The organism is Pseudodesulfovibrio senegalensis, from assembly GCF_008830225.1.
In the GTDB taxonomy this organism is placed as follows: Bacteria; Desulfobacterota; Desulfovibrionia; order Desulfovibrionales; family Desulfovibrionaceae; genus Pseudodesulfovibrio; species Pseudodesulfovibrio senegalensis.
Genome location: NZ_WAIE01000001.1, coordinates 382,169 through 406,000, shown reverse-complemented (window position 1 = coordinate 406,000; position 23,832 = coordinate 382,169). Strand labels below are relative to the sequence as shown.

Genomic DNA, 23,832 nt, shown 5'->3' with positions numbered 1-23,832 from the left:
GGGCCTCCCCAAACCCCTCCACCAAAACTTTATAGCGCTGCGGCCCGCCCTGCTATTGCAGGACGGGCCGCAGTTTTCATGATCGTCTACGTAAAAAATCAAATCAGGGTTGCAAGGGACGTGTCCCTTGCCCGCCGGAGGCGAAATCCTGTCGTCAATGCCGCCAAAGGCGGCATCATGTTCTGTCTTTCAAACCTAGCGGGTCCAATCCAGAATGACCTTGCCGGACTGGCCGGAGCGCATGACCTCAAAGGCCTCCTGGTAGTCATCAATGGCGAAATGGTGCGTGATGGCCGGGGCAATGTCCAAGCCGCTCTGGAGCATGGAGGTCATCTTGTACCATGTCTCGAACATCTCGCGGCCATAAATTCCCTTGACGAACAGGCCCTTGAACACCACGGTGTTCCAGTCGATGGCCGTGTCCGGCGGCAGAATGCCCAGCAGGGCCACCTTGCCGCCGTGGTTCATCTTTTCCAACATGTCGCCAAAGGCCGAAGGATTGCCGGACATCTCCAGCCCCACGTCGAATCCTTCCACCATGCCGATATCGTCCATGACGGATTCAAGGGACTCCTTGGTGACGTTGACCGTGCGCGTGGCGCCCATGCGTCCGGCCAGTTCAAGGCGGTAGTCGTTCACATCCGTGATGACGACGTGCCGCGCGCCCACATGGCGGCAAATGGCCGCAGCCATCATGCCGATGGGCCCGGCCCCGGTGATGAGCACGTCTTCTCCCACAAGGTCGAAGGAAAGTGCGGTATGCGCGGCATTGCCCAGCGGGTCCAGCACCGAGGCCATGTCGTCGGAAATATTGTCGGGAATGCGGAACACGTTCACGGCCGGAACGCACAGATACTCGGCAAAACAACCGGGCCTGTTCACGCCCACGCCCACGGTATTGCGGCACAGGTGACGCTTGCCCGCGCGGCAGTTGCGGCAATAGCCGCAGGTAATGTGCCCTTCCGCGGAAACACGGTCTCCGGGCTTGAGTCCCTGCACTTCGCCGCCGATCTCGATCACTTCGCCCACAAACTCGTGGCCCACAACCATGGGAACCGGAATGGTCTGCTGCGCCCACTGGTCCCAGTTGAATATATGGATGTCCGTGCCGCAAATGGCGGTCTTGGTAATGCGGATCAGGGCGTCATTGTGGCCGCAGACCGGAAACGGAACCTGCTCCATCCAGATGCCCTGCTCGGCCCTGCTCTTGACCAGCGCCTTCATGGTCGGCTGAGTATTCATTGGTTCTCCCCTGGTTTCGGGTTGGATGTCTGCTGTATGGTGCTGCAGGTTGTTTGCGTCAGTTCACGGCAGGAAGCAAGGATTTTATGGCTAAAAAATGCTTGTTTCCCGACAACACCCCTGCTTGTTTTCGGTTTGCGCAAATCCGACCCAAAGGATATCATATCCGTTCAACGAAAAACAAACCGCAACCGGGGACCGACCATGCCGACCGAACCATTGAAAATACGCACCCATGTCCGCTCCTGGCCCGTGGCCGGAAAATTCACCATCTCCCGCGGCTCGCGCACCGAGGCCGTTGTCGTGGAGGTCCACGCCAGCATGAACGGCCATACCGGACGCGGCGAATGCGTGCCCTATGCGCGCTACCGGGAAACCGTGGAAGGCGTGGTGGAAAGCATCGAGGCCGCAGGGCAGAAACTTTCTTCACCGGACAATACCATGCTGCAGGGCCTGCTGCCCCCGGGTGCGGCCCGCAACGGATTGGATTGCGCGCTCTGGGACCTGCGGGCCAAGCTGGAAGGCCGCCCGGCGCACGAACTGCTGGGCCTTGCCACGCCCAAGCCCGCGGTTACGGCCTACACCATCAGTCTGGACACGCCGCAGGGCATGGGCGAAAAGGCTGCGGAAAACAGCCACCGCCCCCTGCTCAAGGTCAAGCTGGGCGGGGATAATGACGTGCAGCGCATCCGCGCCGTGCACGAAAACGCGCCAGACTCGAAACTGATCATCGACGCCAACGAAGCGTGGGATGATCAGGAATACAACGAGCTGAGCCCGATCCTCGGATCGCTGGGCGTGGTGCTCATCGAGCAGCCCTTTCCCGCCGCAAAGGATGATTCCCTCGCCCGTCTCGAACGCCCGGTCCCGGTCTGCGCGGATGAATCCTGCCACGACCGCAGCGACCTGCCCCGGTTGCAGGGCTTGTACGACGTGGTGAACATCAAGCTGGACAAGACCGGCGGCCTGACCGAAGGCGCGGCCCTGCTGCGCGAAGCCAGAAAAATGGGCTTTGGCGTGATGACCGGCTGCATGCTCGGTTCGTCGCTGGCCATGGCCCCGGCCCTGCTGCTGGCAAGGGATGCAGACTTCGTGGATCTGGACGGCCCGCTGCTGCTCAAGGAAGACCACGCACACGGCATTTGTTACGAGGAAAACGGAACGGCCAATCCGCCCATCCCGGCCCTGTGGGGATGATCGTCAGACCCATAAACAGGAAAAAGGCCCGGCGCATGTGCGCCGGGCCTTTTTCCTACGGTCCCAAAACGGCTGTAAGCTCAATGCGAACAAGTACCGGACCGGAACTGCATGTTCGCAGGCCCGCTGCCGATCTCTTCCGCAATGCGGCGGATCACCGTTTCAAGGCAGCCTGTTAACGGGGCCGGAAGGTGATGCGACCGCGGGTCAGGTCATACGGGGAAAGCTCTACCGTGACGGTATCGCCGGGCATGACCCGGATGCGGAATTTGCGCATCTTGCCGGAAATATGGGCGAGCACTTCGTGCCCGTTTTCGAGCTGCACACGAAACATGGCGTTGGGCAGGGCTTCTTCAACCGTGCCCTGGACCTGAATGCCTTCTTCCTTGGCCATTGAGACTCCTTGTTCTTGAAATATATCCGTAAAACGGCCCTGCCCAATACAGGCAGGGCCGTAACCATGCAAAAAGCGAAACTACCAGCGAGGGCTGCGTTCGGCGCGGGGCCGGGCCTCGTTGACCTTGATATTGCGTCCGCCGAAATCGGCACCGTCCAGGGCGTCGATAGCGGCCAGAGCGCCTTCGTCTTCCATCTCCACGAATCCGAATCCGCGCGGGCGGCCGGTTTCACGGTCTTCAATCAATTTCACGGAAAGGACTTCACCATGAGCGGCAAAGGCGGAACGCACTTCGTCTTCGGTGGAACTCCAGGGCAGGTTGCCAACATAAATGCTTTTGGCCATTGAAAAAACTCCAAATCAAAAAAGTGAACACCCGACCGGAGCCCATTGGTCACCCATGAACATGAGCACGAAAACGAAAACATCGCCTGCTGTACGGCCGGTATCAAGCAAATACCAGCATGGCCCCTGAAAAGGCCACGTCCCCGTGGACGTTGCTGGTTTGTGCATGAAGCCCTACCGCACGGCACTGTCCGCGTCAAGGATTCCGGCATCCATATTTGTGCGGCAGGCCCCGCGTGGCCCTGCAAAAAAGGGCCACCCCATCGCTGAGGCGGCCCTGAAAACCGTTGTTATTGCGGTTCGGCTACTTACGGGAGGTTATGGCCTTGCGAATGCAGAGAGCGGCACCGCCCCAGGTGATACCCAGCCCGAAAACAAGCATGAAGATTGCTCCGGTAGTCATGACTAGCCCCTCCTCAGGAAGTTGCGGTTGGAGCCGGAGTATCCGGCAAAGGCCATTTCCTTGCTCGGCAGCACGAATGCCAGCACAAGGCTCACGCCCAGCACGGCCCAGCCGAAAGCCATGATGGCCGTATCCGAATAGTCGCCGTAATTCTTGGTCAGGTCGGTGTAGAAATTCATGATCACCATGTAGGTCATCATGATCGGCGCGATGAAACGCAGGCAGACCTGCCACAGCGTACCCACCCGGAATTCGGAGACCGAGTTGACGTGTTCCTGCAGGTCACCCAGCTTGCAGAACCAGCTGATCATGACGATTTCCAGCAGTCCGCAGCAAAGCACGCCAAAGTTGTTGATGAAGTGGTCCACGATGTCCAGCAGCAACAGTCCGCCGCCCGTGGTAAAAACCGCGCTGATCAGGAATCCCAGAACGCAGACGACCACGGAGGCGCCCTTGCGGGTCATGTCCAGCTTGTCCACGATGGTGGAGACAACGGCCTCGGTAATGGAAACCTGCGAGGACAGCCCCGCGACGGTCAGCGCAAGGAAGAACAGCGCGCCGAAGAACACGGGCATGGGCATCAGGTTGATGGCCGTGGGCAGGGTGATGAAGGCCAGCCCCACGCCGGAACTGACGACTTCGCTGACCGCAACGCCCTTTTGCGCGGCCATGTATCCCAGCACGCTGAAGACCATGAGGCCGCCCAGCATAGAGAACCCGCAGTTGATGAACACGGTCATGGTGGCGTTGTTGTTCACGTCGGATTTCTTGGGCAGGTAGCTGGAATAGGCCAGCATGATGGCAAAGCCCACGGACAGGCTGTAGAAAATCTGGCCATAGGCATCGGCCCAGACCTGATGGTCAAGGATGGCCGAAAAATCGGGACGGAACAGCCATTGCAGCCCTTCGGCAGCGCCGGGCAGCATGACTCCGCGACCGATGAACACCAGCACCATCACGAACAGCAGCGGCATGAACACCTTGTTCAGGCGCTCGATGCCGCCGCGAACACCCGAGAACACGGCCATGAAGGTCACGCCCCACGCCAGCACGGAAGCGCCGAGCACGGGCATGTTGATGGAGCCGAGTTCCAGCGGCGAGCCGGTCAGGTGCAGGTAGTCCTTGAAAAAGAAGTCGGCCGGGGAAGCGCCCCAGGCCTGCGAGAAAGAGAACACGAAATAGCACATGGCCCAGGCGATGACCACCACGTAGTACGTGGCGATGACGAATGCCACCAAAACCTGCAGCCAGCCCAGCCATTCCCAGCGGCGGGAAATGGAGGAGAAAATCCTCGGCGCCGAGCCGCGGAATTTGTGGCCGAGGCCGAATTCCATGATCATGAACGGAATGCCTGCGGTGACCATGGCGATGAGGTAGGGAATCAGAAAGGCGCCCCCGCCGTTTTCATACGCCATGTAAGGGAAGCGCCAAATGTTGCCGAGGCCGATAGCGGAACCGACAGCGGCCATGATGAAGCCCGCGCGTGAACTCCACGTTTCACGGTTTTGCATGAGTCTGTTTTCCTCTCTTTGCGAACAAAAACACTGTTCGCCCCTGATGAATCAAAAAAAAAGCAACAACGGTTTACTCAAAACGGAATCCCGACACCCATAATGACCTTTTTGACGATTGTCCACGTCAAAAAAAGCGTTTTGTTCTGGGAAAAGCGGAAAACACCTACCCTTGTTAGGCCCAATAGATCAAACGATGTATTTTTCTCGCTGTTTCACGAAAAACGACTAATTAGGTATTTAACCAAAAAATAAAGAAAAAAAGCAAAAGCGAAAGGGAAATCAGCGCGGCAGGTTTTCGAGCCACGCCTCGAACCGGCGGGCCTGTTTTTTGAGGTGGAAGCGCTCCGCGCACGCGGTGCGGGCCTGTTCCTTGTGGGCTTGCAGGGTCTCGTCCGGCAGGGCCACGACCGTACGCAGGGCATCGCGGAACTCGGCAGGACCGGCATTGCCGGGCAGCAGAAATTCGTCCAGTTCGTCGGGCCAGACTTCGCGCACCCCGCCCACGTCGCGGCTTACGGGCAGCACGCCGCAGGCCATGGCTTCCAGCAGCGTATTGGGCAGGCCTTCGCTCGTGGAGGACAGCACGAACACGTCCGAACGCGCAAGCACGGACTCCACGTCCTTGCTGAACCCGCTGAAGACCACGCGGTCGTCCACGCCCAGTTCCCGGCTCAGGGCGGCCAGTTCCTCGTCGCGGTCGCCGGTGCCCACGATGTTCAGGCGGCAGTTCTCCAGTCCCTGCATGGCCTCCAGCACCACCTCGTGCCGTTTGGTCTTGATGAGTTGCGCGGTCATGACCAGTTCACGGGGAGTGCCGGGCCGCGTGCAGGACCGGGCCGGAATCTTGCCGTTGAGCACCACATGCACGTCCTCGGGCCGCACATAGGGCAGGTTGCGCAAAAAACCGTCCGCAATAAAGCGGCACGGGCACAGAAAATGCGGGCGAATCCATTGGTGTACACGCCGGGTGCGCTCCTTGAGCGCGATGTCTCCGGGCAGGCCGATGCGCTGCACCACCGGAATGCCCAAAAGCCGGGCCGCAACGCCTGCCGTGGTCAGATCCTTGCCCACGTTGATGACCAGCACGTCGATGCGCGCGCGGGCAAACGCGGCCATGAACCGGCCTATGGAAACCGGGTTGAAGTCCGGGCCGAACGACACGGCCTTGCCGTGTCCCAGTTCCTCGCGGCAACGGTCCAGAAACACGCCGGGCCGGGCCCACACGAAATTCTCGTGCCCCAGCTCGCGCATCTCGCGGGCAAAGGTCAGAAACCATGTCTTGACCCCGCCCCATTTCTTTGTCGCATTGACCCAGGCTATGCGCACCATGTCCTCCGGTTCTGCGCACCGGGCTTCATGCCACGGCACCCCGGACATCTGCCACAAAAGCCCGGCCTGCGTCCAGTGCCGGGGAGAGGCGTGCAGGAGGAAAAATTAATCACGGAGCATACTCCGGCAGGCTGATGGGAAAGGTCTGGGTGCAAGGCGAAAAAAAAACAAGACCGACGCGAACTCCACGTACGCGATGGTTTGCTCTTTTTACACCAACGCCGCAATCGGGCTTTCCTCGGCAGCCTGCGGCGGAATTTATGGAATGATTTCGCCTCCGGCGGCTCAAGGCCGTAGGCCTTGAGAATCCATTCTGCGCTTGTCGGCGCGGGGAATAGTAAAATAAAGGATGTTATCCTTGTTCCTCCCTCCTCCCCGCTTTTGCTGGCAGGCCCGCCGATGTCTTTTTGTGATTGATATGCACGCAGTTGCGACCGGAATCCTTGCTCAGATACAGCTGACCATCCGCGCGGGCGATCACGCCTTCCGGAGTATCTCCCTGCCCGGCGACAGCCCCGCCAAAGGATGCAGTCACCCGGATGGTTCCGTCCTCATGGTCCACCCACGATCTCTCCACGAGCATGCGGAGCCGCTCCGCCAGCGTGCCCAGACCGGGGTCTTCCACATTGGAAATCAAAACCACGAATTCCTCGCCGCCCCAGCGGCACACCGAATCCAGAGGCCGCAATGCGCCCGAAAGGGTCTGCGCCACCATGTTCAGCACACGATCGCCCACATGATGACCCCAGCTGTCGTTGACGGTTTTGAAAAAATCGATGTCCACGAACAGCGCCCCGTACGGCACGCCATGATCGCGCATGGCGTTATCCAGCCGCTCGAGGATGATGTCCGCATACCTGCGATTGCCCACGCCCGTGAGCTGGTCGGTGAGCACTTCCTTGCGCAGCTCTTCCATTTCCTTGAGGATGCTTACGTTTCTGCTGTTGTCCGCAAAGACCTCCACCGCGCCGATGACCTCGCCCTTTTCATCGCGCATGGCCGACGAGCGCACAAAAACGGGAATGCGATGCCCGAACTTGTGATGCATGTACACATTGGCTTCCCGGGACTGGCCGTCGTCCATGGTCGCGGCCAACGGACACCCCTGCAGGCAGAGTTCGTTGCCGTCATCGTCCACGTGGCGCAGATAGTTGTCCGCGCAGCTCTTGCCCACGATCTCCTGCGCGGAATAGCCGCTGATGCGCTCGGCGCCCTTGTTCCAGAAGGTCACCACCCTGTCCCGGTCCACAAAATAGACACCGTCCGTCAGGGACTCGAGCACGTCCTTGTAGAATTCCATATCCATCGCACCCTCATGTAATTGTCGGCGGTTGTTTGCAATCTGCATCAATTAAATACGGCCTTTCTTCTGCAATCAATTAGTAATCGGCGCCTCTTTTCGGAAATGTGCACCAGAACAGCCCCCAAAAGGTGAACCTGCACAAAAAAACCCGCTCGCAACATGCGGGCGGGTTGTTATCATTATGGTGACCCCGGCAGGATTGACTCGGGCCGTCCTGGCCCTCGCCCTGCGGGCGGTGTCGCAATGCTCCACCGTCCAATTGCGCCCTCCTGCGCAATTGTCGAACCTGCTCAAAAAAAACCCGCTCGCAACATGCGGGCGGGTTGTTATCATTATGGTGACCCCGGCAGGATTCGAACCTGCGGCACCAGGATTAGGAATCCTGTGCTCTATCCACCTGAGCTACGGGGCCGAATGATGACAGGCTAGATATACGGGCTTGTCCGAGAGGTCAAGGCAAAAAGGTTCCCCGGCCCGCACCTGCGCAACGCCTCTTTCAGCCGCAATGCACGCCACCCGCAGTCGCGATCAGGAAAACAGTCCCCTTCTGTTCAGCCCATTGCGCATCTCTATCATGTACCCGCAAGCATTCATTCTGTATAGCAAAAGCTATACATACGCCTTGCCGCCCATTCTTCTCCAAAAAACAGTACCCGAAAAAAAACAACAAAAACAAACTTCCATACACCCCCTCACCACAACACAATGGGACTACCGCGCCATATCGATCAAGCTATAATCAGCTCGAAATCAACACGGACATCCACGTACCTGTCGCACCGAAACAGAGTGAGCACGCATGAAAAGACGCAATGCCCATAAGCTTGTCGAAGAAGTCGCCCTGTACATCATGACGGCGAGTCACGAACGGCTCCAACAGATGACCCGCTACTCCATCGCCGAATCGTTTTGCATCAACGAATGCAGCCTCTCCACCCTGTTTCGCAAGGTCACGAACACCAAGCTGTCGGAATACATGGAGCGGGAAAAAATGTTCCGCGCACGCGTGTTGCTCCTGCGCGAACAGTTTCCCACCATCGAGGAATTGTCCACGGGCATGGGTATCGCCAAGGTCAACCATTTCAGAAAGAAGTTTCGCAGGACGTTCATCGTCCCGCCGGGGAAATACAAAAAGCACGTCCGGACGCACCCGGCAGGCCGAATCCTGACCGACTGGGAAACGAACAACAGGGGAAAACGAACCTAACCTCAACAGACAAGGAGAACAGCAATGGAAAAGTATTACGTCAACTTCCAGAACGATTCGGACCGCACGTGGACCATGGCCGTCTACCAGAAGCTCCCCGGCTCCGTGGGGCTGGACACCGTGGCCTGGAAAAAGACGGCGGTTCCCCAGAGCGGGTTCAGCGGCGTGACCTGGGATCTCAAATACAACGTGGCCATCGCCGACTACCGGCAGCTCGCCCCTCTGGGCGTATACACGGCCTCGCAGGTGCTTGAAACCTCGCTGGGAACCGAATGGGACATCATCTTTGAACAGGGCGTGCAGCAGCTCAACTACGTGGGTCGCCTCGAAGGCGAACTGGGCGACCACATCGTCATCAACAACAAGTCCGGCCTGACCGCCAACCCGGGCGTAGGCATGTCCGGCCGCGGCGCGGCCTTCAAGCGCGACGTGCTCAGCAATGCAGGCGCGCAGTTCAAGGTAACCCCGGTCTATTACGCGGCCCTGTTCCGCGATGTGGAACTCGGTGAAGTCATCAGCAGCAACATCGAGGTCGGACCGCTCAAGCTGACCTTCAACGCGGGCGCAAACGTGGCCAACATCCGGGCCATCCGCCATGGTGACGCCATCGAGCTGGAAAGCAGCTACGCGCGCACCTAGGGAAAAACCTCCCGCCGGAAAGCTTCCGTGCCGGGTCTGCGGACCCGGCACCCCCCGGTGCCGGGGCAAAACAATACACCGCCCTTCCTCCACGTCACATGCGTTCGCCTCGGCACCAACAGCACAAAACAGAATCCCCACCACCAAATTGCACGGAACCTATTTACAAGCAGCGAAAAAGACCTATACTTTTCACCGGGCCGAAAAAGCCCGAAATTCCTGCTTCCCACAGCCTTCCGGAGGTACAATGCATCGTAAACACATATTGCTGGCGGCACTCATTCTCTGTCTTGCCGTGCCGGTTCAGGCCCGGGCGAAATCGAGCCTGCCTGTCTTCACCGACCTTGCCGAGCGCGCAGGGCGAGCCGTGGTCAACATCAGCACGGTCAAAGTCGTCGAGCAACAGAAAAACCCGCTGATCCGCCAGGCGCCCATTCCCGAGGGCCATCCCTTCCGCGAATTTTTCGACCAGTTCGACAAATTCTTCGGACAGCAGCCCAACCGGCCGCACAAGGAACGCTCCCTCGGTTCCGGGTTCATCATCACCCCGGACGGATATATCGTTACCAACAACCACGTCATTCAGGACGCGGACAAGGTGACCATTCGCCTGCGCGAGGGCGGCCCCACCCATGAGGCAAAAATCATCGGGCGCGACCCGGAAACCGACCTGGCCCTGATCAAGATCGACGTGGATCAGGACCTGCCGGTGCTGGAGTTCGGCGATTCCGATGACGCCAAGGTGGGCGAATGGGTCGTGGCCATCGGCAACCCGTTCGGCCTTGGTCACACGGTCACCGCAGGCATCATCAGCGCCAAGGGACGCATCATCGGCGCCGGCCCGTTCGACAACTTCATCCAGACCGATGCCAGCATCAACCCGGGCAACTCGGGCGGTCCGCTCATCGACATGGACGGCAAGGTCATCGGCATCAACACCGCCATCATTCCCTCGGGCGAGGGGCTGGGATTCGCCATCCCCAGCAGCGGGGCCAAGGCCATCATCGAGCAGCTCAAGAGCGGCAAGACCATCCAGCGCGGCTGGCTCGGCGTGAGCATCCGCGGGCTGAGCGAAACCGATGCCAAGGCACTGGGCATGAAGGAACCTGCGGGCGCACTGGTTGCCAGCGTGTTCGAAGGCGATCCGGCAGACCAGGCCGGCGTAAAGCAGGGTGACGTGATCATCGCCGTCAACGGCAAGGACGTTGCCGACAACGCCGAACTGCTGCGCAAGATCGCCACGCTCAAGCCCGGTGACAAGGCCCGCCTGACCATCTGGCGCGGCGGCCGCAAGCTGACCAGAACCGTGACCCTGGGCGAACGGACCACGGCCTCGGCAGCGCAGGCAAGACCCGGCAAGCCGCAGACCGCATCGGTCATGGGCATGCAGGTCCGGCCTGTGGCAAACAGGCAGGAAGCCAAGGCGCTTGGCCTCAAAAAGGCCGAAGGACTGGTCATCGTGGATATCGACCCAAGCTCCACGGCCTCCGAGGAAGGACTGCGCCAGGGCGACGTGATCATGCAGGCCAACCAGAAGCCCGTGAATTCCGCGTCCGAACTCGAGTCCATCGTCAAGGGCAGCAAGTCGCGCGGAGCCGTCATGTTCCTGCTCAAGCGACAGGGCCAGAACATCTTCATCGCCCTGCCCATCGACAAATAATCCAACATCGGCCGGGGCCTTCGGGTCCCGGCCTTTTTTTCATCATGAGCACCACACTGACCGCGCCCTGCAAGATCAACCTGTTCCTGCACATCGCCGGAGTTCGCGAAGACGGATACCACGAGTTGAACACTCTGTTCCTGCCCGTGCCCTCCCCCGGTGATACGCTGGAAATATCACCTGCGGACAGCGGCATGGAAATCGTCTGCCCGGAATTCCCGGAACTGGAAACCAAAGGCAACCTGCTGCACAAGGCATGGGACTCCTTTGGCCGCAACACGGGCTTCCGGCCCGGCATCCGCGTCCGGCTGACCAAGAACATTCCCATGGGCGCGGGGCTCGGCGGCGGCAGCACCGACGCGGCAGCGCTGCTCAAATGGCTCAACACCCAGGCCGGCGGGAACTCGCTGGGCAAGGATGCGCTCATTGCACTGGCCGCCCGGCTCGGCGCGGATATCCCCTTTTTCCTTCAGGACCGGCCCTGTCTGGCGCGGGGAATCGGCGAGGACCTGACCCCGGTTGATCCGGGTATTCAAGGCCTGCATCTGCTGCTGGTCTGCCCCCCCGTGCACGTGAACACCCAGTGGGCATATGCCCGGTGGGACGCCCTGAATGCCGGACGGGACGTGGCCTTGCGCCCGCGCTTGACATCATGGGAATCAAATAATAAGAACTCACTTCCCGTTCAGCCGCAGGACGTGTTCAATGATTTTGAAACGCCGGTGTTCGAAAAACATCCGGAACTGCGGGCCATCAAGGACAAACTCCTTGACTCCGGCGCAATTGCGGCGGCCATGAGCGGGTCGGGATCGACCGTATTCGGCCTGTTCCGTCATGAGCGCGAAGCGGCAGAGGCCGCACGGGCGTTCGGCAAGGACGCAGCGCTTCTTTATATGAATAGGTACTGAGTTTTCCCAGATGCTGGGGTGTAGCCAAGTTCGGTAAGGCAACGGGTTTTGGTCCCGTCATTCGAGGGTTCAAGTCCTTCCACCCCAGCCAAATTTCCTCTTCTCTGGAGACAAGGCCATGCATGGCGACCTGAAGATCATCAGCGGTTCCGCGAACACACAGCTTTCCGAAGCCATCTGCGAACATCTGGGGTGCAAGCTCTCCCCCGTGCTTCGCGAAACATTCAGTGACGGTGAAATTCGCATCGAAATCGGCGAGAACGTGCGCGGCGACGACGTGTTCGTGGTCCAGCCCACCAGCTCCCCGGTCAACTTTCACCTTATGGAACTCTGCCTGATGCTCGACGCGCTCAAGCGTGCCAGTGCATCGCGCGTCACCGCCGTGGTGCCGTATTACGGCTATGCCCGGCAGGACCGCAAGGTGGTTCCCCGCGCTCCCATCAGCGCAAAAATGGTGGCGGACATCCTGTCCGTGGCGGGCATGCAGCGTCTGGTGACCATCGACCTGCACGCGGGCCAGATCCAGGGCTTCTTCAACTGTCCGGTGGACAACCTGTTTGCCGCCCCGGTGCTGCTGGAAGAACTGCGCCACCGCGACGACGACATGGTCATCATCTCCCCGGATGCGGGCGGCGTGGAGCGCGCCCGTGCCTACGCAAAACGCCTCGGCGCCTCGCTGGCCATCGTGGACAAACGCCGCGACGCGCCCAATCAGGCGCAGGCCATGCACATCATCGGCGACGTCAAGGACAAGGTGGCCGTGGTCATCGACGACATGATCGACACCGCCGGAACCATGTGCGCCGCCGCCAACGTGATCATGGACAACGGCGCCAGCGACGTCATCGCCTGTGCCACCCACCCGGTGCTTTCCGGGCCGGCCATTCAGCGTCTGCAAGACTCGGCCTTTTCACAGGTTGTGGTTTCGGACACAATCCAACTGGACGAGACCAAAAAGCAATGTGACAAAATCATGCAGGTTTCCACCGCATCCCTGCTGGCAAAAGCAATCAACAACGTACACACCGAATCGTCGGTGAGCGTTCTTTTCATCTAAGGTTTGATCAAACCGCGTCCGTGCGTCCAAAGGGGGCGTCCAGGGCGTCACAAGGAGCAACACAATGGCTAAAAAACTTCTGAAACTTTCCGTGGCCGAACGCAAGCAGACAGGCAAAGGTCCCAACCGCCGCCTGCGCGCCACCGGCATGGTTCCCGGCGTCTTCTACAATCAGGAAGGCGTGAATATCCCGGTCAAGGTCGAACGCACCCCGCTGCAGAAAGCATGGGCCGCCTCCGGTTCCACCCAGGTCATCGACCTGGAAATCGACCGCGACGGCAAGACTGAAAACATCAAGGCCCTGATCTGGCGTCTGAAGTACGACCCGGTCAAGCCCCTGCCCATTCACGTGGACTTCTTCGGCGTGGACGTGGACAAGGTGCTCAAGGTTGCCGTTCCCTTCGTGCTGCAAGGCACCTCCATCGGCGTCAAGATGGGCGGCATGCTGGAACAGTACCGCGACATGTGCGAAATCCACGCCAAGCCGCTGGACATTCCCACCGAAATCGTCATCAACATCGAGAACCTGAACATGGGCGACAAGATCCACGTTCAGGATCTGGAGATGCCCGAAGGCGTGGAAGCCATCCACGAGGACAACTACGCCATCCTCACCTGTCTGGAACCGGGCGCAGTTCCCGACTTCGAAGAGGAAGAAGCCGAAGCTGCCGAGGCCGAAGCTGCCGAGGCCGCCGAGGGCGAGGCCGAAGCCGAAGCTGAAGACTAGCCGACAGCATTCACGACAATCCGGTCCCGGAGCGCAATGCCGTTCCGGGACCTTCTCATTGCCTCCCTGCTTGAACTGGTTCCCGAATTAGGACATTCTCGCCTCAATGGACAGCAAATGCCTCATAGTCGGCCTGGGAAATCCCGGCCCAAAGTATCATGACACCCGGCACAATCTGGGATTCATGGTCATCGACCGTATTCTCGAACTGGGGGAAACGCGCAAAAGCATGCGCCTGACCCGGCTGGACGAGTCCGGCGACTATGAACTGTGGCGGGCCAATTTTGCCGGAGCCACACGGCTTTTGTGCAAGCCCATGACCTACATGAACCTTTCGGGCAAGGCTGTTTCCAAGGTCTGCGGACGCCACGGCATACAGCCGGACAGCGTTCTGGTGCTGCACGACGAGCTGGACCTGCCCACAGGACGCATGAAAATCAAGAAAGGCGGCAGCAACAACGGCCACCGGGGGCTGGAATCAATCCAGCAATGCCTGAACACGGCCGGATTCCTCCGCTTGCGGCTGGGCATCGGCAGGCCGCCCGAACCATACCGCGAAATCAGCGACTGGGTTCTGGACACGTTCAGCACTCCGGAAACCGCCGTTCTCCCGGAAACGATCAATGCCGCAGTCAAAGGCATTGACCTGCTGCTGCGCCGCGGCATGGGCCAGGCACAGCAGTTCATTCATCGCTTCGAACCCGAAGCAGCACGTCAGGAAAACGCCGCGAACGGAATCGTGGACTCTTGACCCGCTTTGGGCTATACTTACATTTCTCGCTACAGCACCGTATATTCAAGGAGTCCCATATCCCGTGTTCAAGGTCAACGAACTGGTCGTATATCCCTCCCAAGGCGTGGGCAAGGTCGAGCGCATCGAGTCGCAGGAGATCAGCGGCGCCACTGCGGACTTCTACATTGTCAGAATTCTCAGCAACAACGTAACCCTTATGGTTCCGGTGTCAAACGCAACGAACGTGGGCCTGCGCCCCGTATGCAGCGTCCGCACCGGACAAGCCATATTCGAGTCCCTCAAGGACCGCTCCGAGTTCACCGGCTACACCGGCCAGAACTGGAACAGACGCTATCGCGAATACTCCGAAAAGCTGAAAAGCGGCGATCTTTCCGATGTCGCATATGTGCTCAAGGAACTTTTCCTGATCGGCAAGGACAAGGAGCTTTCGTTTGGCGAACGCAGGCTTCAGGAACAGGCCATGGGTCTCGTGACCATGGAGCTGGCCTATGCCGTGGATCGCAGTCAGGACGAAATCCGCGACGACATTCTGGACATGTTCAAGGACGTCATCGACAACGATGAAGAAAACGGGGAAGAAGAGCAGTAAAGCTGTTGTCATTCCCCTCTCTTTCATGTAATCGCCCCTAAGGGCGTTGATGTTACCGTTTCCGGCAACCGTTACCCCGAAACAAACAACAGACAACCCCCGCCACACAACAGGCAGATAAAGAGGAACCAGAACACTCTGTTCAGAAACCGTTCCAACTCAGGAATACGTTTCCTCGCAACCAATTCCGTACCGGACATATCCCGCACCTGCGGGAAAGTAATAATATCCCTGCCCGGCTGGCAGGCCATCAGACAATCACACAAGACGAGTGGTAGTACCCGTGAACAACCGTAAAAAGAGACCCTCCAAAAGCATGGCAAAGAAAAAGGACACTCCCAAGGACGCCTCCACCGACAAGATGAATCTATCCGAGCTCAAGCGCAAAAACATGCAGGAACTCACCGACCTCGCCGTCGAGTACAAGGTCGAGAATCCCAGCGGCATGCGCAAGCAGGAACTCATCTTCGCACTGCTGCAAAGCTGTGCCTCGCAAAACGGACAAATCTATGGCGAAGGCGTTCTGGAAATCCTGCCCGACGGTTTCGGGTTCCTCCGCTCTCCCACATACAGCTACATGCCCGGACCGGACGACATATACGTGTCGCCATCACAAATCCGCCGCTTTGGCCTGCGCAAAGGCGACGTGGTTTCCGGCCAGATTCGGCCGCCCAAGGAAGGTGAACGCTATTTCGCCCTGCTTCGGGTCAATGAAATCGGGCTGGAAGCTCCCGAGCATTCCAAGAATCTCGTACTGTTCGACAACCTGACCCCCCTCTATCCCGACACCATGCTGCGCATGGAAAACGGAGACAAGAACTACACTTCCCGGGTCATCGATCTGCTGGCACCCATCGGCTGCGGCCAGCGCGGCCTGCTCGTTGCGCCGCCGCGCACGGGTAAGACCATGATGCTGCAGTCCATCGCCAACTCCATCAACGCCAACAACCCGGACGTGGACCTCATCGTGCTGCTCATCGACGAACGGCCCGAAGAAGTCACCGACATGGAACGTACCGTGCGGGCCGAGGTTGTCAGCTCCACCTTCGACGAACCGCCGCAGCGTCACGTGCAGGTCGCTGAAATGGTCATGGAAAAGGCCAAACGCCTTGTTGAACGCAAACGCGACGTGGTCGTGCTGCTCGACTCCATTACCCGCCTCGGCCGGGCGTACAACGCCGTGACCCCGTCTTCGGGACGCGTGCTCTCCGGCGGTATCGACGCCAACGCCCTGCAGCGGCCCAAGCGCTTCTTCGGCGCGGCGCGCAACATCGAGGAAGGCGGCTCCCTGACCATCATCGCCACTGCGCTCATCGACACGGGGTCCCGCATGGATGAGGTCATTTTCGAAGAATTCAAGGGCACCGGCAACATGGAGATATATCTGGATCGCCATCTTGCGGAAAAACGCGTGTTCCCGGCACTTGACCTGAACCGCTCCGGCACTCGGAAGGAAGAGTTGCTGCTTGAGGATGACGTGCTCAACCGCGTCTGGATTCTGCGCAAGCTGCTCGCCCCCATGAACGCCATCGACTCCATGGAATTCCTCGTGGACAAGATGAAAGGCACCAAAAACAACCGCGAATTCCTGGATATGATGAACAGGTAGGCGCGCAAAAAACGCTCTTCGACAACGGGACACGGGAGACACTCCATGTCCCGTTGTTTTTTTTCGAAACCATGCTTGCGCATCCCTGTGGAATGGCTACAATCCTTCCGTGATCAGGAAAAACAACATGACACCCATGCGCTTCAGAAGATTCGCCACATTTGCTCTTGTCATGGCACTCTCAACCGGGATGCTGTTGCCCCCGGCCCCGGCCCAAGCCCTTTTCGAGTCCCTGTCCATCAAGGACGAAAAAAAGATGGGCCGAGAGTTTGACGCCATGATTCGCGCCAAGATGGGCGTGGTGGGCGATCCGCTCATCGACTCCTACGTCAAGGGCATCGTCGATAAAATCGTTGCTGCCAAACGCCCCATGCCCTTCACCATCAAAAGCGCCGTGCTGGCCAACAACTCCCTGAACGCCTTTGCGATCCCGGGCGGCTATATTTATGTCTTTACCGGCCTCATCGCCAGTGCGGAAACCGAATCCGAACTGGCCGGAGTCATTGCGCACGAACTCGGCCACGTATCCGAACGGCACATGGCCCGGCGTCTGGAAAAATCCAAATTCGTGGGCATCGCCTCCATGGTGGGCGCGGTTGCCGGAATATTCCTGGGCATCGCCGGAGGCGGGGACTCCGCAGGCAAACTCGGCCAGGCGCTGGTCATGGGTTCGCAGGCCGGTGCCCAGCAGGCCATGCTCAACTACTCGCGCTCGGACGAGCGCGATGCCGACCATGTGGGCATGAACAGTATGGTCGAGGCGGGTTACAACCCCAACGGCATGCCCCAGATGTTCGAAATAATGCAAAAAAAGAAATGGTTCAGCGGTGGCGGGGACATCCCCTCCTACCTCTCGACCCACCCGGGCCTTGCCGAGCGCATCGGCTACCTCAAGGGCCGCATCAAGCGCATGCCCGAACGCTTTACCCAGCGCAAGGACGACAACACCCGCCTCAGGCGCGTACAGGCCATCATCCTGGCCAAGCTGACTCCGGCAGACGCCGCGCTGGGCAAATACAAATCCAAACCCGAAAGCGAATACACCGCGCTGGACTTCATGGGACGCGGCATCGTGCTCTTGCGCCTCAAGCGGACCCGCGAAGCCGAACAATGGATGGAAAAGGCGCTTGCCGCAAACGATGACGACCCGCTTGTGCTGCGCGAAGCCGGGCGGTTCTATTACAAGACCGGTCAAACCGCCAAAGCCGGAATGCTGCTGCAAAAGGCCGTGTTCAAGGACCCCAAGGACGCGTTGGCCCTGTTCTACCTTTCCCTGCTTCAGGCCGAAAACGGCGACTATAACCGGGCCATTCCCACCATGCGCAAGGTGCTGGCCGCCGTGCCCGAAGACGCGGAGGTCCACTACTACCTCGGCAAGATCCTTGGAGAATCCGGCGACGACTTCGGAGGCTACCTGCATCTGGGATACAGCGAACTCTACCTGCTCCACCCACGCAAGGCCCGCGCGCATGCCGCCAAGGCGCAGTCATTGGCCAAGTCGGAAGAGGACAAGGAAAAAGTCGAAAAACTCAAAGAGCTTATCCAGAAAAAAACGCAAAAAGGGTCCTGACTTGATGCCCCATGCGAATTGGAGTAGCAATACCTTTTTTCAATCATCGGGACGGAATATTACATGATCGTCATTCGTACACCTGACGAACTCAAGACAGCCCTTGCCGGAGCCAGCGTTACCATCGGCAACTTCGACGGCGTTCACAAGGGACATCAGGCACTTATCAAACGCACCTGTGTCAAGGCCACTGCCAGCGGCCTGACCAGCGCCATTGTAACTTTCGACCCGCATCCGCTGCGGGTGCTCACCGAACGCAAGACGCCCCCGTTCATCACCCTCACGGACCAGAAGCTGGAACTCATCTCCCAGTTCGGCCCGCAGGTCGCCTTGGTGCTGGCCTTCACTCGCGAAATGGCCGCCCTTTCCCCGGAGCAGTTCGTGCAACACTATCTGGTGGACGGCCTGAACATGAAGGAACTGACCATCGGCTACGACTACCACATGGGCAAGGGGCGCACCGGCGACCATGCCATGCTCACCCAAATCGGCGACCGTCTCGGCTTTGGTGTCGAACGGCTCGACCCCGTGGCGCTCGAAGGTGCCATCGTCAGCTCCACGCGCATCCGCGATCTGGTGGAAGCCGGCGACGTTTGGGACGCCCGTCCGCTGCTGGGCCGTTTCTATCAGGTTTCCGGCGAAGTGGTGCACGGCATGAAACGCGGCGGCAAACTGCTGGGCTTTCCCACCGCCAACCTCAAGCTGGTGGACGAGCTCTTTCCCAAGCCCGGGGTCTACGCGGTCTGGGTCGAGGTGGACGGACAAGCGCACGAGGGTGTGGCCAACATCGGCAAGAACCCCACCTTCGGCAACGACGCCCTTTCCGTGGAAGCGCACATCCTTGATTACGACAAGGACATTTACGGCCGCGACATCCGTGTGCATTTCGTCCAGCGCATCCGCGATGAGCGCAAATTCAACGGCATCGACGAACTCAAGGAACGCATCAGGCGCGACGTGGGAATCGGTCGGCAAATCCTTGCCCGTCCTGAAGGCAGGATAAAAATCACCCAACCAAGCATAGAAGACACGGCACAATGAACCCCCTTGGCCCCATATTCACCTATTGGCGAGATTTTGTTAAATCATACAGGAGCATAGCCTCGTTTCGCTGGCTTGTTGTCGGCGCTCTCGTAGGACTGTTTTCCGGGCTGACGGCCATCGTTTTTTTCGGTGCGATCGAATGGGGGAAATTCCTGATACAGAACCAGCTGGCCGGCATCGTTTCCCCGCACCCGGCCGGTGAGCACCTGTTCCACGCCCATCCTGATGTATACCGTCCGTGGATCATTCCGCTCTTTACCTGCGGCACGGGGCTGCTCACGGGCTGGCTGGTACAACGGTTCATCCCGGAAACCGTTACAGGCGGCACGGACGGCACAGACGCCACCATCAACACATTCCACAACAAGGGCGGCTACATGCGCCCGCTGGTTCCCGTCATCAAGGGCTTCACGTCCATCCTGACCATCGCCTCGGGCGGCAGCGCCGGGCGCGAAGGGCCCATCACCCAACTCGGCGCGGGCGTGGGCACCTGGGTGGCCTCCAAATTCCAGTTCTCGGCAAAGGAGCGGCGCATCCTGTTGCTGGCCGGTGCGGCAGGAGGACTCGGGGCCGTGTTCCGTGCCCCCCTGGGCGGCGCACTCACGGCCATTGAAGTGGTCTATCGCGAAGATTTCGAATCCGAGGCCATGCTGCCCTCGATCATGTCCTCCGTTGTGGCCTATTCCGTTTTTTCGCTGGTCTACGGTTCCGAGCCGATATTCGGCATTCCCCGCTTTGAATTCCACGACCCGCGGGAACTCGTTTTCTACGCCCTGCTGGCCATCGTATGTGCGGCTTCGGGCTGGCTGTATTGCAAAACATTCTATGCCTTCAAATACCGCCTGTTCTTTCCGCTCAAGGACAAGATCGGCCTCATCTGGGCCACGGGATTGGGCGGGCTGCTCATGGGACTGTTCGGCATATTTTATCCGGAAGTGCTTTCGGGCGGCTACGGCTGGCTGGAACTGGCCATCATGGGCCAGCTGCCGTTGCTGAGCATGTGTGCCATCATCGTGGGCAAAACCGTGGCCACCTCCCTGACCATAGGCTCCGGCCTTTCCGGCGGCATGTTCGCGCCAGCCCTGTTCGTGGGCGGCATGTCCGGCGGACTCGTGGGCAAAGCCGGGCATCACTTTTTCCCGGACATCGTCACCCAGCCCGGTGCCTACATTCTTGTCGGCATGGCCGCGTTCTTTGCGGGTGTGGCCAATGCGCCCGTGGGGCCGCTGGTCATGGTTACGGAGCTTACGCAGGGCTATGGATTGCTGGCGCCCCTCATGCTGGCCTCGGCCATCTGCATCGTGCTCTCGCGCAGCACCTCGCTCTACGAGCATCAGGTGGAAAACAAGTTCGACTCCCCGGCACACCTTGAAGACACCACCATCAACGTTCTGGAACAACTGCACGTTTCCGACGTATATTCTCCCAGCCGCGTCATTTCGCTGGAAGAAAACATCACCCTGCGTGCCCTGACCAACATCATCGCCAACTCCAACCAGATACTCTACCCGGTCAAGAACGCGGAGGGCACCTTCACGGGCATTCTCTCCATACACGACATCCGCAACTGGATGTTTGACGAGGATCTCTTCGACCTCGTGGTGGTACGCGACCTGGCCACCAAGCGCGTGTACGTGCGTCCCGACTACGACCTGTATCAGGCGCTTCTGCGCTTTGTGGACACGGACTACGCTCAAATCCCGGTGGTCACCAAGGACAGCACCGACAAATTCCTCGGCCTGCTCAACCGTGAAGACGTATTCAACGCCTACCACGACGCCATGGTGGACATGAAAACCGAAGAGGCTGAACTCCCCATTAAGAAAACGGACTTGCCCCCGACCGCGTAGTCATTCAGGCCGTTTGGGACGAACCTCTTTCAAAAGGACCGTTCCCAGCCTCCCCCATCAAGCTTTCGGTACTGCGCCCGACCTGCAACAACACAGGCCGGGCGCAGTTGTTACGGTTCGTATCCCTTGCTGGAGACTCGGGGCGCATTGCCCCGCATACGCACAAAAAAAACGCCCCCGGCTCGAAGCGAGCCGGGGGCGTTTATTATTTCGCGTAATGAGCGCGGGAGGCCTAGTACATGCCGCCCATGCCGCCCATGCCGCCCATGCCGCCGGGCATTGCCGGGGCAGCAGCGTCCTTGGGTTCGGGCTTGTCGGCGATGGCGCACTCGGTGGTCAGCAGCAGACCGGCCACGGAAGCGGCGTTCTGCAGGGCGGTGCGGGTGACCTTCTTGGGATCGATGACACCGGCCTTGATCAGGTCTTCGTACTCGGAGGTGGCGGCGTTGAAGCCGAAGCCGTCCTTGCCGTTCTTGACCTTCTCCACCACGATGGAGCCTTCGAAACCGGCGTTGCCGGCGATCTGGCGCAGCGGTTCTTCCACGGCGCGGGCGATGATGGCGATGCCTGCGGTTTCGTCGTCGTCAACGGCCTTGACCTTGTCCACGACCTTGGAGGCACGGGCCAGGGCAACACCGCCGCCGGGGACGATGCCTTCTTCCACGGCTGCGCGGGTGGCGTTCAGGGCGTCTTCCACGCGGGCCTTCTTTTCTTTCATTTCGGTCTCGGTTGCAGCGCCGACGTTGATGACGGCCACGCCGCCAACGATCTTGGCCAGACGTTCCTGCAGCTTCTCACGATCGTAATCGGAAGAGGATTCGGCGATCTCGGCGCGGATCTGCTTGATGCGGGCCTTGATGTCGTCGGCATTGCCTGCGCCGTCCACAACCGTGGTGTTGTCCTTGTCGATGACGATGCGCTTGGCGGAACCGAGGTCGTTGACGGTCAGGTTTTCCATCTTGATGCCGAGGTCTTCGGAAACGACCTGGCCGCCGGTCAGCACGGCGATGTCCTTGAGCATGGCCTTGCGGCGTTCGCCGAAGCCCGGAGCCTTGACCGCAGACACGTTCAAAGTGCCGCGCAGCTTGTTGACCACGAGGGTGGCCAGTGCTTCGCCTTCGATGTCTTCGGCGATGATCAGCAGCGGCTTGGACATTTTGGCGACCTGTTCCAGAACCGGCAGCAGTTCCTTCATGTTGGAGATTTTCTTCTCGTTGATGAGGATCAGGGGTTCTTCCATTTCGCAGGTCATGCGATCCGGGTTGGTCACGAAATAGGGGGACAGGTAGCCGCGGTCGAACTGCATGCCTTCGACGACGTCCAGAGTGGTTTCCAGACCCTTGGCTTCCTCGACCGTGATGACGCCTTCCTTGCCGACCTTGCTCATGGCTTCGGCAATGATGTTGCCGATGGTGGCGTCGTTGTTGGCGGAGATGGTGCCGACCTGGGCGATTTCCTTCTGGTCGCGGGTGTCCTTGGTCAGCTTGCCCAGCTCTTCCACAATGGCCTCAACGGCCTTGTCGATGCCGCGCTTGATGGCCATGGGGTTGCGGCCTGCGGCCACGAGCTTCACGCCTTCGGTGAACACGGACTGGGCCAGCACGGTGGCGGTGGTGGTGCCGTCACCGGCAACATCGGAAGTCTTGGAGGCAACTTCCTTGACCATCTGTGCGCCCATGTTTTCGAACTTGTCTTCCAGTTCGATTTCCTTGGCAACGGAAACGCCGTCCTTGGTGATGACCGGAGAGCCGAAAGACTTCTCCATGACGACGTTGCGGCCCTTGGGTCCGAGGGTGACCTTGACGGCGTTGGCCAGCTTGTCCACGCCGTTTTTCAGTTTTTCGCGAGCTTTGGCGTCGAAAAGAATTTCTTTAGCCATGGTCTGATCTCCTTATGGGGTTGGATTGAAAGTCGTAGTGTCTTGTATTGATGCAGGCCTGTTGCCGTTATTCGACAACAGCCAGGATGTCGTCTTCGCGCATGACCAGATGCTCGACACCGTCGATCTTGATCTCGGTACCGGCATACTTGGCAAACAGCACGGTGTCTCCGGCCTTGACGGTCATGGCGACGCGCTTGCCGTTTTCGTCCAGCTTGCCTTCCCCGGCAGCCACGACTTCACCCTTCATGGGTTTTTCCTTGGCGGAATCGGGGATGATGATGCCACCGGCGGTCATTTCTTCCACTTCAAGACGCTTGACCAGTACACGATCATTCAACGGTTTCAGTTTCATTCCTCTATACCTCCAGAATGACTCTATTTTAAAATTATCAACCAGCAACGCCGCCCAAAAGGCGGCACAACCAGAGCAGCGGAAAAGACTCAAACAGCCTTTTTCTTCCGCCGGAAAGCTCGACAATACATAACCACGGCCTTGCGGGTGTCAACCCGACCCATGAACTTTTTTTTCATACATCCAACACCATGGCCCCCCTGCTTCGGGCACGCGCGCGCCTCAAAAACACCCGCATTCCTGTCCTCGGGCCC

22 protein-coding genes and 2 tRNA genes are annotated in these 23,832 nt (G+C 59.3%); 14 read left to right on the top strand and 10 right to left on the bottom strand.

Features of this window, described 5'->3' with window-relative positions; genetic code table 11:
* Positions 1–195: 195 nt before the first annotated feature.
* Positions 196–1,242 carry an L-threonine 3-dehydrogenase gene (gene tdh / locus F8A88_RS01860; RefSeq protein WP_206666388.1) on the bottom strand — a complete coding sequence of 349 codons (1,047 nt, stop codon included), beginning with the start codon at positions 1,240–1,242 and terminating at the stop codon, positions 196–198.
* 204 nt (positions 1,243–1,446) lie between these two features.
* On the opposite strand from tdh, the gene dgcA reads away from it, so the two are divergent.
* Positions 1,447–2,439, top strand: a complete 993-nt coding sequence (gene dgcA, locus F8A88_RS01855; protein ID WP_151149292.1) for an N-acetyl-D-Glu racemase DgcA — start codon at positions 1,447–1,449, stop codon at positions 2,437–2,439.
* Between the two features lie 175 nt (positions 2,440–2,614).
* On the opposite strand, the gene infA is transcribed toward dgcA, so the two are convergent.
* The 7 genes from infA to F8A88_RS01820 form a co-directional block, all read right to left on the bottom strand.
* On the bottom strand, positions 2,615–2,833 hold the full coding sequence (gene infA / locus F8A88_RS01850; RefSeq protein WP_147820531.1) for a translation initiation factor IF-1: 219 nt from the start codon (positions 2,831–2,833) through the stop codon (positions 2,615–2,617).
* Positions 2,834–2,914: 81 nt separating this feature from the next.
* Entirely contained in the window at positions 2,915–3,181 is a 267-nt protein-coding gene (locus F8A88_RS01845; RefSeq protein ID WP_151149290.1) for an RNA recognition motif domain-containing protein, read from the bottom strand.
* 304 nt (positions 3,182–3,485) lie between these two features.
* On the bottom strand, positions 3,486–3,584 hold the full coding sequence (locus F8A88_RS01840) for a MetS family NSS transporter small subunit (RefSeq protein ID WP_151149288.1): 99 nt from the start codon (positions 3,582–3,584) through the stop codon (positions 3,486–3,488).
* Between the two features lie 2 nt (positions 3,585–3,586).
* Positions 3,587–5,095, bottom strand: coding sequence for a sodium-dependent transporter (locus F8A88_RS01835; RefSeq protein WP_151149286.1), 1,509 nt, complete (start codon positions 5,093–5,095; stop codon positions 3,587–3,589).
* Positions 5,096–5,377: 282 nt separating this feature from the next.
* On the bottom strand, positions 5,378–6,427 hold the full coding sequence (locus F8A88_RS01830) for a glycosyltransferase (RefSeq protein ID WP_161598305.1): 1,050 nt from the start codon (positions 6,425–6,427) through the stop codon (positions 5,378–5,380).
* A 352-nt stretch (positions 6,428–6,779) separates the two neighbouring features.
* A complete protein-coding gene (locus tag F8A88_RS01825) occupies positions 6,780–7,733 on the bottom strand; it encodes a GGDEF domain-containing protein (RefSeq protein WP_170283764.1) in 954 nt (317 codons plus the stop codon).
* 332 nt (positions 7,734–8,065) lie between these two features.
* Positions 8,066–8,142: transfer RNA gene (locus F8A88_RS01820), tRNA-Arg, on the bottom strand.
* Between the two features lie 387 nt (positions 8,143–8,529).
* Here F8A88_RS01820 and F8A88_RS01815 point away from each other — a divergent pair.
* The 13 genes from F8A88_RS01815 (at position 8,530) to F8A88_RS01755 (ending at position 21,344) form a co-directional block, all read left to right on the top strand.
* Positions 8,530–8,937 (top strand): helix-turn-helix domain-containing protein, encoded by a 408-nt coding sequence (locus F8A88_RS01815; RefSeq protein WP_151149282.1) that lies wholly within the window; start codon positions 8,530–8,532, stop codon positions 8,935–8,937.
* Positions 8,938–8,961: 24 nt separating this feature from the next.
* Complete coding sequence (locus F8A88_RS01810) at positions 8,962–9,576, top strand: hypothetical protein (protein ID WP_151149280.1); 615 nt, start codon at positions 8,962–8,964, stop codon at positions 9,574–9,576.
* A gap of 247 nt (positions 9,577–9,823) precedes the next feature.
* On the top strand, positions 9,824–11,236 hold the full coding sequence (locus tag F8A88_RS01805) for a DegQ family serine endoprotease (protein ID WP_151149278.1): 1,413 nt from the start codon (positions 9,824–9,826) through the stop codon (positions 11,234–11,236).
* 44 nt (positions 11,237–11,280) lie between these two features.
* Complete coding sequence (gene ispE, locus F8A88_RS01800) at positions 11,281–12,144, top strand: 4-(cytidine 5'-diphospho)-2-C-methyl-D-erythritol kinase (protein ID WP_151149276.1); 864 nt, start codon at positions 11,281–11,283, stop codon at positions 12,142–12,144.
* Between the two features lie 14 nt (positions 12,145–12,158).
* Positions 12,159–12,235, top strand: a tRNA-Gln gene (locus F8A88_RS01795).
* Between the two features lie 27 nt (positions 12,236–12,262).
* Positions 12,263–13,201, top strand: coding sequence for a ribose-phosphate diphosphokinase (locus tag F8A88_RS01790; RefSeq protein WP_151149274.1), 939 nt, complete (start codon positions 12,263–12,265; stop codon positions 13,199–13,201).
* 64 nt (positions 13,202–13,265) lie between these two features.
* Positions 13,266–13,928 carry a 50S ribosomal protein L25 gene (locus F8A88_RS01785; RefSeq protein ID WP_151149273.1) on the top strand — a complete coding sequence of 221 codons (663 nt, stop codon included), beginning with the start codon at positions 13,266–13,268 and terminating at the stop codon, positions 13,926–13,928.
* A 106-nt stretch (positions 13,929–14,034) separates the two neighbouring features.
* Complete coding sequence (pth, locus tag F8A88_RS01780; protein WP_151149271.1) at positions 14,035–14,679, top strand: aminoacyl-tRNA hydrolase; 645 nt, start codon at positions 14,035–14,037, stop codon at positions 14,677–14,679.
* A gap of 64 nt (positions 14,680–14,743) precedes the next feature.
* Positions 14,744–15,271 (top strand): CarD family transcriptional regulator, encoded by a 528-nt coding sequence (locus tag F8A88_RS01775; protein ID WP_151149269.1) that lies wholly within the window; start codon positions 14,744–14,746, stop codon positions 15,269–15,271.
* A gap of 316 nt (positions 15,272–15,587) precedes the next feature.
* Positions 15,588–16,880: a transcription termination factor Rho gene (gene rho, locus F8A88_RS01770; protein WP_151149267.1), complete on the top strand. Its 1,293-nt coding sequence runs from the start codon at positions 15,588–15,590 to the stop codon at positions 16,878–16,880.
* A 127-nt stretch (positions 16,881–17,007) separates the two neighbouring features.
* Positions 17,008–18,450, top strand: a complete 1,443-nt coding sequence (locus F8A88_RS01765) for a beta-barrel assembly-enhancing protease (RefSeq protein WP_241667310.1) — start codon at positions 17,008–17,010, stop codon at positions 18,448–18,450.
* A 63-nt stretch (positions 18,451–18,513) separates the two neighbouring features.
* Complete coding sequence (locus F8A88_RS01760; RefSeq protein WP_151149266.1) at positions 18,514–19,491, top strand: bifunctional riboflavin kinase/FAD synthetase; 978 nt, start codon at positions 18,514–18,516, stop codon at positions 19,489–19,491.
* Positions 19,488–21,344 (top strand): chloride channel protein, encoded by a 1,857-nt coding sequence (locus tag F8A88_RS01755; protein ID WP_151149264.1) that lies wholly within the window; start codon positions 19,488–19,490, stop codon positions 21,342–21,344. Before F8A88_RS01760 ends, F8A88_RS01755 begins: the two co-directional genes overlap by 4 nt.
* 232 nt (positions 21,345–21,576) lie before the next feature.
* Here F8A88_RS01755 and groL read toward each other — a convergent pair whose 3' ends face one another.
* Both groL and groES read right to left on the bottom strand, forming a co-directional pair.
* Positions 21,577–23,223, bottom strand: a complete 1,647-nt coding sequence (groL, locus tag F8A88_RS01750; RefSeq protein WP_151149262.1) for a chaperonin GroEL — start codon at positions 23,221–23,223, stop codon at positions 21,577–21,579.
* Positions 23,224–23,290: 67 nt separating this feature from the next.
* On the bottom strand, positions 23,291–23,578 hold the full coding sequence (gene groES / locus F8A88_RS01745; RefSeq protein ID WP_151149261.1) for a co-chaperone GroES: 288 nt from the start codon (positions 23,576–23,578) through the stop codon (positions 23,291–23,293).
* Positions 23,579–23,832: the final 254 nt, after the last annotated feature.